We start from the raw sequence: 11,574 nt of genomic DNA, 5'->3' as shown, positions 1-11,574 counted from the left end.
CCTTCGGCGCCCGGCTCGCCCCCCAAATATCTTTGATCGGTGGGGCCACCGGCCCGCCCCACACACCAAGCAACTTTCAACCCAAAACCCTACACGGCCAGCGCGGCGATCTCCGCCACGTCCATCACCCGCACCCCCTGGATCCCCAGGCCCTTCAGGCTATCCTCCAAACAGGCCATACAGAAGGGACATGCGGTGGCGATCACTTGGGCGCCGGTCTCCAGCGCCTCCTGAACCCGGAGATCGGCGAAGCGCTCCCCCGCCCGGGTCTCCAGCCACATCCGCCCGCCCCCACCCCCACAGCAGAGGGCATCCGGCCCGAAGTGCGCCATCTCCACCCGCTGCAGGCCGGGGATGGCATCCAGGACCCGCCGCGGCGCTTCGTATTCCCCACCCCGCCGGCCCAGATAGCATGGGTCGTGATAGGTGACCCGAAGCTGGACCTCGCGGGAGAGCCGCAGGCGGCCTTCCTCCACCAAGCGGGCCAGATACTGCGTGTAGTGATAGGGGCGGAACTCCGCCTGGAAGCGCGGATAATGGTTCCGGAACACCTCGTAGCAATGCGGCGAGGTGGTGATCAGCTCCCGCACCCCCGCGTCTGCGAAGCGCTTCGCGTTGTCCTGGGCGATCTCATAGAAATACGGGCGATGGCCGAGGCTTTTCACCGCCTCCCCACAACACGGCTCATCGTCGCCCAACGTCCCGAACCGGACGCCGGCGGCGCGCAGGAGCTGCACGATGGCCCGGGCGACCTTTTGAGCCCGTCGATCATATGAGGAGGTGCAGCCGACATAGTAGAGGATCTCATGCTGCTCCGGATCGAAACGGGGGACCTCCAGATCCCGGGCCCACCGGCTGCGTTGGGAGGGCGGCTGGAACCACGGGTTGTTGTTCCAATAGACGGACCAGAGGACTGAGGGGAGGCCCCGGGGAACCCGGCGCTGCTCCCAAGCGTATTCCCGAAGGGTCTGGAAGACCTCGGAGACGGGGACACCCCGGGGGCAAAGCGCTTCGCACTGGGCACAGGCCGCGCACAGCCAGAGGCTTTCATCGCCGTCCAGGAGGCCCACCTGAGCCCGACGCATCAGGCTCCGCACGGAGAACGGCTCATGGCGCACAAGACCCCACGGGCAGGTCGCCGTGCAGACCCCACATTGGTAGCAGAGGGCCATCGCCCCCTGCGTGTCCTGGAACAAGCGCTCCCACAGGGTTTCGTCAGGGGTCAGGACGGTCGGCGCTTGCATTACTCCCCTCCTGCAGTCTCCGCAGGCTGGGCGGCCCGCTCCGGGGCGGGGACCGCCTCCCCACGCAGTTTGCGGACGTAGCGGCGAACCACCTCGTCCATCTCTTTCAGCTTCTCAGCGAACTCCTTGCCCTCTGCCGCCGAGATCCAGCGCAGCTGCAGCCGCTCGGGCTCGATCCCCATCCGGGTGAACTTCCGCTGCCAGTATTGGAACCGCTTCCAGGTCTGCCGGTTGGCGTAGTTGTAATGGCAATCCGAGCCGGTCTCCGTCAACCGGCAACCGGTGATCAGGACGGCGCCAGCCCCTTTCTCAAAGGCACGGGCGATGAAATCCTCCTCGAACCGCCCGGAACACATCGTCCGGATGATCCGCGAGGAAGGCGGATATTGCCGCTTCTCGATCCCAGCCAGGTCGGCCCCCGCGTAGGAGCACCAGTTGCAGGTGAAGACGATGCATTTCTCTTCGGGCCGCTCGGCCAAGGCGGCGTCGATTTGGGCCAGGATCTGCTCCTTAGTGAAGAAGGGCATAGTGATCGCATCCGTCGGGCACTCCGCGGCGCAGGTCCCGCAGCCCATGCAGGCGGCCTCCAGGATGCGCACCTTCCCGACCTTCACCGGCCCCGTCGGCTCGATGGCGTTGAACGGGCAGACCTTCACACAGCGCATGCACCCGATGCATTTCTCCAGATCCACCTGGGCGGTCAACGGCTCTTTCTCGATCACCCCTCGGGCGAGCAAAGCGCCGGCCTTGGCCGCCGCCGCCAGGCCTTGCGCGATCGCCTCCCGGACATCCTTGGCGCCCTGGGCGGTGCCCGCCAGGTAAATGCCCTGAGTCGCGGTCTCCGCAGGCCCCAGTTTGGGGTGCAGCTCCATGAGGAAGCCATCCTCGCTGCGGGAGAGCCGGAGTTGCTCCACCAGGCCGTCGGCCGCCGGGCGCAGGCCGACCACGAGCACCAGGAGGTCCGTCGGAAGGCGCAGGTGGGTCTGCAACAGGTGGTCGTAGAAGATCACGTGGCCATCTTCGAGGGTGATGGCTTCCTGGGGCGGCCGATCCGGATCATAACGGAAGAACTGAACGCCTTCCCGCATCGCCTGCTCGTAAAGCTCCTCGGCCTGGCGGCTGTAGGTGCGGATGTCCCGATAGAGCACCCGCACTTTCTTGCCCATCTGTCGCAGGCGCAGGGCTTGGCCGATCATCGAGGTGCAGCAGTAGCGGGAACACCCCATGTTCCCTTGGCGGGAGCCTACGCAGCTCACAAAGGTGATCCGCTCCGCTTCAACCGCTCCCCGCCGGAGCATTTCCTCCAGTTCGAGATTTGTGATGACCTGTGGATGAGACCCATAACCGAACTCGGTGGGCTGATAGGGCTCCGCCCCGGTGGCGATGACGATGGCCCCCACCTGCAAGGTGGTGCCGTCGCTGAGGCGCGCGTGGAAATTCCCCACCACCCCACCGATGGTCTCGATCTGCTTGCCCAGATGCACCCGGACCCCGCTCTGCAGCAGCTCGCGCTTCTTTGCCTCCACCAGATCGCGGGCCTTCAGGCCGGAGGGCGAGAGCTCATCCAACCGGTTCAGCAGCCCGCCCAGCTCGCCGCTTCGCTCCACCAAGTGGGTCTCAAACCCCTGGCGGGCCAGGGCGACCGCCGCCGTCATCCCGGCGATCCCGCCGCCGATCACCAGCGCCCGCTGGGTCAGGGGGAGGTGCGAGGGCTCTCCGGGCGTCAGACGCCGGGCCTTCTCCACCGCCATCCAGACCATGTCCATCGCCTTGACGGTGGCCGCCTCTTTATCCGCCTTATGCACCCACGAGTCCAAGTTGCGGATGTTGGCCATCTCCAGCAGATAGGGGTTCAGGCCCGCCCGCTCCAGCACCCCGCGGAAGATCGCCTCGTGCGTACGGGGCGAGCACGCGGCCACCACCACCCGGTTGATCCGCTCCCGGCGAATGGCCTCCTCGATCTCCTTTTGGGTGTTCCCCGCACAGGAGAACATCTGATGGGTGGCATAGACGACGTCAGGGAGCGTTCGAGCGAAGGCCACCACCCGCTCCACATCCACCACGCCGGCGATGTTGCTGCCGCAATGGCAGACGAACACACCCACCCGCGGGCTCTCGATATCCTGGATGGGCTCGACCTTCAAGGGTTCCGGCCAATGGCGACGGGTCAAATGCCCCAGGGCCAGGGCCGCCGCGCCGCTGCCCTCCGAGACGCTGTCGGGGATGTCCTTAGGGCCGGTCGCGCACCCCGCCGCGTAAATCCCCGGCCGCGTGGTCCGCACCAGGCCGCCCTCGGCCTCCAACGCCCGGATGAAGCCATCCTCATCCAACTCGATCCCCAAACGCTGAGCGAGATCCGCCAGGCCGTCCGGTGGGGAGACCGCGGTGGCCAGGACGACCATATCGTAGTCTTCGGAAACGCGAACACCGCGCTCCGTGTCCTCATAAACCACCCGGATCCGCCCGTCCCCGTTGGGCCTGATACGGGCAGGTCGACCTCGAACGAACCGCGCGCCCGCCTCTCGGGTCCGGGCCCAGAAGCCGTCGAACCCCTTCCCATAGGCGCGGATGTCCATATAAAGGACGGTCACATGGGGGATGCCGTGGTCGATGGCTTGGTAGGCGTGCTTGATGGAATACATGCAGCAGATGCGAGAGCAATGGCGGAAGAACCGACGGTCGCGGGACCCCACGCACAGGACGAACAAGATATCGTGCGGGTGCTCGCCGTTCGAGGGCCGCACGATCTCGCCCCCTGTCGGTCCGGCGGAGGTGAGCAGACGCTCGAACTCCAGGGCGGTCAGGATGTCCGGATGCGTCCCGTAGCCGAACTCCCGCAGCAGCCGCGGGTCGATGGTTTCGTAGCCCACCGCTACGATGATGGCCCCCACATGGCGGACCAGGCGTCGCTCCCGGGGCATGAGGAAATCGATGGCCTTAGGCTGACAGGCCTGAACGCAGCGATGGCACGGGAGGTAGTGCGGCGGGTCATTCAAACAGCGTTCGATGTCGATGACATAGGCCCCGGGCACCGACTGGGGGATCGGCGTGTAGATGGCCTTGCGGGCCGCCATCCCGGCGTCGAACTCGTTGGGAAGGACCACGGGACAGACGTTCACGCATTCCCCACAACGGGTGCACTGATCGGTCACAAAGCGGGCCCTCTGGCGGATGGTCACCTGGAAATCCCCGGCATGGCCGTCCACCCGTTCCACCTCCGCGAGGGTGAGGACCTCGATGTTCGGGTGGAGGCCGACCTCCGACATCTTGGGCGCCTCGATGCAGATCGAGCAATCCAGCGTCGGGAAGTTTTTATCCAAGATGGCCATCTTCCCGCCGATGGTGGGCTCCCGTTCCACCAACACCACCCGCGCGCCGGCGTTGGCCAGATCGAGCGCCGCCTGAATCCCAGCGATCCCTCCGCCGATGACGAGGACCGAATCGCTCATCGCACCGACTCCCTCACGCGATATTCATAGCCTGTCGCGAAGGCCTTCAGGTTGAGCGGAACCAGTCGGGAGGGCAGCGTCGTCTCGATCGCTTTCTCCATGGACTCCCGCTTCACCAGCCCGGAGACCGCCGTCAGGAACCCCAGGACCACCATATTGGCGACGATGCGCCGTCCCAACGCCTCGGCCAGGCGGGTGGCCGGGATCCGGAGCGGCCGGTCCTCCGGCCACGGCTGGACCAGATCCTCCTCGATGATGACCAGGGCATCCGGCTTCGCCGTCGAGCGAAACCGAGTGTACGCCTCCTGGGAGAGGAGAACGAGGATGTCCGGCTCGATGACGAAGGGGTAGTCGATGATCTCATCGGAGACCACCACATTCGAGCTGGAGGAGCCCCCCCGGGCCTCTGGGCCGTACGATTGGGTCATCACCGCCTCCAGGCCTTCGTAAACGGCGAAGGCCTTGCCCAGGATGTAGCCTGCCAGCACCACCCCCTGTCCCCCAAAGCCCGCGATCCGAATCTCCTTCCGCATACCGCCCTCCATCGAAGAGCTTCCGACAAGCGTCCAGCAACTACCGTAAAGCCCCCGCTTCGGCTCTGGAGGGCGCGCCTACGGCTTCAACCGCACCGGCTGGAACACCTCCCGCTCCCGATCCACGAACCGCCCCACGTAGATCGGGCGCTCCTCCCGCAGGTCCACCTCCAGCGCCTCCCATGGGACCTCATCCGGCACCCGGTAGACCAGCTGGCTGCGGCGGCGGTAGATCCGCATCTCTTCCACCCCATCCTCGATCTCGTTCGGCCGGCCGAAGCCCACCGGGCACGGAGCCAACACCTCGATGAAGGTAAACCCGGGCTTTCGGAAAGAATACAGGATATCTTCCTTGATCTGCCGGACGTGAAGGGCCGTCCATCGAGAGACGAAGACTGCCCCCGCGGCGGCCATAAGATATGGGAGGTTGAACGGATGCTCCGGATTCCCATAGGGCGTGGTGGTGGTCTTCGCGCCGATCGGTGTGGTGGGGCCGACCTGCCCCCCGGTCATGCCGTAATTGAAGTTGTTGATGCAGATCACCTTGATATCCACATTGCGTCGCGCCGCATGGATCAGGTGGTTGCCCCCGATCGCTGCCAGATCCCCATCGCCGCTGAAAACGGTCACCATCAGCTCAGGCTTCACCAGCTTCAGACCGATCGCGAAAGGAATCGGACGGCCATGGGTCGCGTGGTAGGAGTCCAGGTTCATATAGCCCGGCACCCGGGCCGTGCAGCCGATGCCGGAGACCACCACATGGCGCTCCACGGGGATGCCGGATTCCAGGATGGCCTGGGCGTAACAGCGCATCACGATCCCGATGCCACACCCCGGACACCAGATATGCGGCATTCGGTCCCGACGGATCAGATCATCCAACGGATGCTTCTCGGCCACCACCGCGTGGGCCATGGAACGCCACCTCCCGAATGGCCTGGAGGATCGGATCGGGCGGGATCATCGCCCCGCCGGCGTGAAAGACCCCTTTCACCGGCTGGGAGACATAGCGCTCGACCTCACAGATCATCTGCCCCAGGTTCATCTCGGCGACGATGAAGATCTCGGCCTGCCGGGCCAACTCCCGCACCACATCGGCGGGGAACGGCCACAGGGAGATCAGCCGCAGCAACCCAGCCGGGATCCCCATGCGGCGGGCGTCGGCCACGGCCCGGCGGGCCGAACGGGCGGTGCATCCATAAGAGATCACCACAATCTTCGCGTCGTCCAAGGCATACGTGTCGTAGCGGATCATCTGCGAAGCGTTCCGTCGTACTTTCTCCACCAGACGGGTGACCAGGCGATGATGGGCCTCCGCGGACATATCCGGGTAGCCCCGCTCATCGTGGGTCAAGCCCGTGAAATGAACCCGATAGCCCTCCCCTGCATGCACCATCGGAGGGACGAGATCTTCATCCTCCGCCAGGAAAGGTTTGAAACCATCGCCAGCCGGATAGCGAGGACGCTTGCGCTCCCAGCGGGGGATTTGATCCTCCGGAGGGATCACCACGCGCTCCACCATATGGCCGACCACCTCATCGGCCATCACCATGACCGGGATACGGAAGCGGTCGGCCACGTTGAAGGCCAGCACGGTGAGATCGAACATCTCCTGAGGAGACCAAGGGGCGTAAGCGGCGATCTCATAGTCCCCGTGAGAGCCCCAGCGGGCCTGCATGACGTCCGCCTGACCGGGGAGCGTCGGGAGGCCGGTGGAGGGGGAACCTCGCTGGACGTCCACGATCACACATGGGATCTCCATCATCGCTGCCAGCCCCACGCTTTCCATCATCAGGCTGAAACCAGGGCCGGAGGTCGCGGTCATCGCCCGGGCACCCGCCGCCGAGGCCCCGATCACAGCGACGATGCTGGCGATCTCGTCTTCCATCTGAATGAACACCCCGCCCACCTCCGGCATGCGCTGAGCCAGCCGCTCGGCGATCTCGGTGGAAGGAGTGATGGGATACCCGGCGAAGAACCGGCAACCCGCTGCGATGGCCCCTTCCGCGCATGCGTGGTCACCGTGCATGAAGTGAACGCCCGTTAACACCCCCCGACCCTTCATGCGGAGTCCACCTCAATCGTGAAGATCGCGAACTCGGGGCAGACCATCATGCAGAACTCGCAGTGGACGCAGGCGTTCTCCTTCCCGGGGGCGATCTCCGGATAGTGATAGCCTCGCGCGTTCATGGCCTGGGACATACGGAGGACCTGCTGGGGACAAAATTCCACACACATCTGGCAGCCCTTGCAACGATCCGGGATGAGAAACACCTGGCCCCGCGGGATCCGAACCTGGGTTAGGTTCACCGGCTGCCGAGCATAGACCCGCATACGTTGCCCCCAACAATGAGGTCGCAGGGCGGCTTCCGGCTACAATGAGGCTCAATGGGGGCGGCGAAGACCTTCAACGCGATCCGCCCGATGCTCCATCAGGAGAGCCAAGGAGGAACGATCCACCATCAGGACTCATTCCCCCAGGCAGTCCGAGACAAGGTCCTGAGGCCTCCCTTCTTCTAACGTCGGCCCTTCAGCCAGGGAAAGAGTCCCATTTCAATCTCCACCTTAAAAAAATGACCATCCTGATTGTAGTAATTTTTATCAGCGAATTGGTGTGATGTCTGTCACAAAAGGAAGAGTCGCGGCAATGAAACCGCCGTAACAAATTGTCGAAGTGTGTTAGGGAATCTTTGGGGATTATTTGATCCCCTCGCCCCAGCAGTTCCCCTGGCGGGCTGGGGGCCACCCATCTTCTCAACGGCATACCCAAAAACAAATCTGGAGGAAGCACGAGTGGTTTCGGTGGGGTGCGACCACGGGATCGGATAAGGGCACCCAGGGCAGGTCCAAGACCTGCCCCGACGTCGGATCGGAGAGACCGCACCGGGATCGCGTAGAGGCATCCCTTGTGGGTGCCCACGGGGGTCGTTGTCACCTGCACCCTTCCGGGAGGCTCCCTGCGGCTTTACAGAAATGTGGGAAGTGTGGGCTCACCCTAAGAGCAATCGCACGGTGAGGATCTCCTTCGGCCGGACTGACACCGCCAGTTGGGATCCCTGGGGGGCGATGGGTTCCTGAGGAACTTCCATAAGGTCTGCCCGCCAAGCCTCCCGGATCGGCCGCCAGAACGTCAGGCGGACCTCGATCGGCTGCCCCGAGGCGTTATAGCCGCGCACGATCAGCCCCTCCCCGTCCTCGGGCGCCTTGACCGCCGTCAGCACGAAAGCGGCCGGCTCCACCCGAATGAACGGCCGCTCCGAAAGCTCCCCCGCCCCAGCGATCGCCAACGGAGGGGCCAGGAACCGGTAGGCCTCTCGGAGGGCCTCCCAACGATCGATGAAAGGGATCAGGCTGTAGCGGAAGGCCCAGCGCCCGATCATCTGGGCCGATGGGGTGAGGAGCGGCGGTCCAGCGTGCCCGCGCCGGGCCCGGAGATCGCCCCGCGATAGCCAGCCCACCCCTCGGAACAACGTCAAAGCCAGCTCCACCCAGCCACCCGCATCCCGGCGCGCCTCGATCTCCGGGAGGCCCTGATTGGCCACCAGGAACCCACCTGTATCATCCTCCACAAAGGCGAAAGCTTGCTGCGGATAAGTCGGGCTGGGCTGCTCCACCCACGTCTCATCCGGCACCACCCCCAGGCCCACTGGACGGGTGACCAGGTCGAAGGCGCTCTCTGTCACCCAGGTCCCCGCTCGGATCCCGGTGGGGAAGACCGCCCGCAGGCGATGATCGGCCGCTCGATTCTCCACGATGGTTTCGATATCCACCCGCGGAACTCCTGGCCGGAGCCAGGCCCGCATGAGGACCGGCATGGGAACGGTTTCCGCCGAACGCCCCCGACGGTCCGGGCGCAGCCCGGCGGGGATTTCATAGCGCAGCTCGATCTCTAGACACTGACCCCGCGGCCCTTCCTCCCACGCCCGCACCCGCGGCGGTTCCGCCGGCCGATCGATCCGCCTGTCCTCTGGTAGCGGCTCATAATTGTACACATCCCCCGCGTCGCCCTCATCCTCGAGCCGGTTCAGGCCCGCCCACCGCCGGCCGGTCCGGCGATCTTCCAGCAGGAACGCCCCGGTGTCCGGATCGACCGCGAGACGGAAGCAGTCGTTCTCCACGACCGACTGCTCCAGTGCCCGCCGCCGAATCCGGAGGGGCTCGCCGGGCCGGATTTGAAGCCGATAAGCGTGAAACCCTATCCCCGGGATCCCCGGGTTCTCGAAAACCCATCGAGAGACCCCACCCATAACGGCCGACACCGTCCACGGGGTGGAGATGGTCGGTTGCTGCTCCTGCAGCCGACGGCCAAGCTGGGAGATGGCGGAGATCATCCCGTGATCTATATCCGCGGAGGCGTCCGCCCACTCCGCCCAGATCCGTCCCCCCTCCAGATCGGCCCACACCCGCTTCGCAGCGTATCGGCCGACGTGGGCCCATTGCACGCGGCTTAAAAACGAAGGCCACTCCGCCGGGCTCACGATCCATTGTTCCCGGTCGCCGGTTCCAGGTTCGATTTCGAACAAAGGAACCTCCTGCCCGTTCTCATCGAGCAGATGATAAGTTAACCCGGGCGGGAGGGCGGGGAGCTCCACCTCGATTGGATCTCGGTCCAGCCCAGGGGTCGGCGTGTAAATCGAGAGGGTTTGATCCAGCGAGGCGGGATCCGAGGCCAACCACCCGCGGGGAGCCTCCACGGCCTTCGGGCGGAGGAGGCGCTTCATCGCCTCCCGGCTCACCAAGCGGGCGATCTGTTCGGCGTGATCGAAGCGCGGCTTCATGTCCTCGTGCGCCTCATCCACCCCCGTTCCACAGATCGAATCGTGGAAATGATTCTGGAGGAGCAGCCGCCATGCCTCCAGGAGGAAGGGACGCCGGTCCAGCCCGCAGACTGTGTAAGCGAAGGCCATCAGAGGCTCCGCGTAGCGTTCCAGCTGGATCTGAACCGCCGCGTTGCGCTGCTTGATCCACATCCGGGTGGAAAGAACGCCGGGCAGGACCGGATGGCGCCTGCTGGAGCGCAGCTCCCCCCGAACCACCAGCAGGCGCTTCAGGTTCTCGCCCAGGGCGGAACGGACCGCGTTCACATAATCCTCCAGGGAAGCGTGGCGCAGGCGGAGATCCGGGAGGTTCATCTGGGCGTCCCGGAGCCGCTCCGTGAGTTGAGGATGGGGGAACAGATGATCGGTCCCATTCATCAGCAAAACCAGGGGAACTGGCGTGTGCGGCGCCAGCGAGAGGGCCTGGGTCTTCAAATAGATCGCCAAGGCCTCGGGGTCCTCCGGGATCCAGGCGGCGTTGCCGTAGCCATCGCGTAGATACACAGTGAGCACACGCGTGGCATCCGGCGCCTCCCACCAAAGCAGCGTCGACTGATCGTCGAGGCCGCGTTGGAGGACCGCGGCCTCGATCCCGAACCCCCGCAGGATCTGCGGCAGCTGCCCGACATGGCCGAAGGGATCCGGCGTGTAACCGATGGGCATCCAGCGGCCGAAGCGGCGGGCGACCCGGATCCCGAGCAGGAGATTGCGGATGAGGGCCTCGCCGCTCACCAGAAATTCGTCCGGCAAGACATACCACGGGCCGATCCACAGCCGCCCCGCCTCCACCGCCCGCCGGATCCGCGGCTCCAGATCCGGACGGATCGCCAGCACATCCTCCAGGATCACCGATTGGCCGTCCAACAGGAACCCCGCGAACGCCGGGTCTCGTTCGATGGTCCCAAGGACCTGCTCCACCAGCTCCACCAAACGATAGCGGAAACCCTGGAAAGGGCGATACCACTCGCGATCCCAATGGGTGTGGGTAACGATGAAGGCCTCCAGGTTCATCCCTCCCTCCGGTTTGAAGGGGATTACAGATGATGGGTCCGCGTCTTTCCTTGGGTGCCCGGGCGCCCATTTTGTTTGCGGGAGCACCGGTCATGAGCCTCTGGTTCCCCTGGCGCCCGATGGCAGAGATAGGCTTCCACGCGCCATCCGGCGGGCAAGAAGCTCGTTCTTCGCCTGACGCCGATAACGGGCACCGATGTTCTTTAACAAATTCATCCGGATGTAACTATTCAGCCATTCCCACCCAATGTCAATACGGATATAGGTGGTTTCCTCCTGGGGGCTTTTGGGGGCCGAACCGGGCGCCGAAGGCGCCGCGCCCGCTGTTCGACGGTCAAAACCACCTGGAAGGAGACACGGTCTCCCTCCTCACTCAAGAGCTTGACCACCAGTACCTCATATCCGGATTAATTTGTTAAAACTGCTCTGTTGCAAACAACAGCGACGGTCATTCCAACTCACAGTGATGGGCTTCCGATTCGCGGAATTTCTGTGAGTTGGAATGACCGTCGCTGTTGTT

7 protein-coding genes are annotated in these 11,574 nt (G+C 64.7%); all 7 read right to left on the bottom strand.

The features are described 5' to 3' along the window. Nucleotides 1-89 precede the first annotated feature (89 nt). A complete protein-coding gene (locus ACFMO5_RS10210; RefSeq protein ID WP_376792645.1) occupies nucleotides 90-1,244 on the bottom strand; it encodes a (Fe-S)-binding protein in 1,155 nt (384 codons plus the stop codon). Continuing rightward, nucleotides 1,244-4,693: an FAD-dependent oxidoreductase gene (locus ACFMO5_RS10205; RefSeq protein WP_376792644.1), complete on the bottom strand. Its 3,450-nt coding sequence runs from the start codon at nucleotides 4,691-4,693 to the stop codon at nucleotides 1,244-1,246. Before ACFMO5_RS10205 ends, ACFMO5_RS10210 begins: the two co-directional genes overlap by 1 nt. Next, a complete protein-coding gene (locus ACFMO5_RS10200; protein ID WP_376792643.1) occupies nucleotides 4,690-5,226 on the bottom strand; it encodes a 2-oxoacid:acceptor oxidoreductase family protein in 537 nt (178 codons plus the stop codon). The genes ACFMO5_RS10205 and ACFMO5_RS10200 overlap by 4 nt, the downstream gene beginning before the upstream one ends. 78 nt (nucleotides 5,227-5,304) lie before the next feature. Beyond that, the gene (locus tag ACFMO5_RS10195) at nucleotides 5,305-6,141 is read right to left on the bottom strand and encodes a thiamine pyrophosphate-dependent enzyme (protein WP_376792642.1); all 837 of its coding nucleotides are present in this window, start codon (nucleotides 6,139-6,141) and stop codon (nucleotides 5,305-5,307) included. After that, nucleotides 6,101-7,291 (bottom strand): 2-oxoacid:acceptor oxidoreductase subunit alpha, encoded by a 1,191-nt coding sequence (locus ACFMO5_RS10190; protein WP_376792641.1) that lies wholly within the window; start codon nucleotides 7,289-7,291, stop codon nucleotides 6,101-6,103. Before ACFMO5_RS10190 ends, ACFMO5_RS10195 begins: the two co-directional genes overlap by 41 nt. Continuing rightward, complete coding sequence (locus ACFMO5_RS10185) at nucleotides 7,288-7,560, bottom strand: ferredoxin family protein (RefSeq protein ID WP_376792640.1); 273 nt, start codon at nucleotides 7,558-7,560, stop codon at nucleotides 7,288-7,290. Before ACFMO5_RS10185 ends, ACFMO5_RS10190 begins: the two co-directional genes overlap by 4 nt. Before the next feature lie 656 nt (nucleotides 7,561-8,216). Next, on the bottom strand, nucleotides 8,217-11,054 hold the full coding sequence (locus ACFMO5_RS10180; protein ID WP_376792639.1) for an alpha-mannosidase: 2,838 nt from the start codon (nucleotides 11,052-11,054) through the stop codon (nucleotides 8,217-8,219). Nucleotides 11,055-11,574: the final 520 nt, after the last annotated feature.

Source organism: Thermoflexus sp. (genome assembly GCF_042408365.1).
Lineage (GTDB): Bacteria > Chloroflexota > Anaerolineae > Thermoflexales > Thermoflexaceae > Thermoflexus.
Note: the sequence above shows the minus strand (reverse complement) of the source record. Positions and strands in the feature narration are given on the sequence as shown.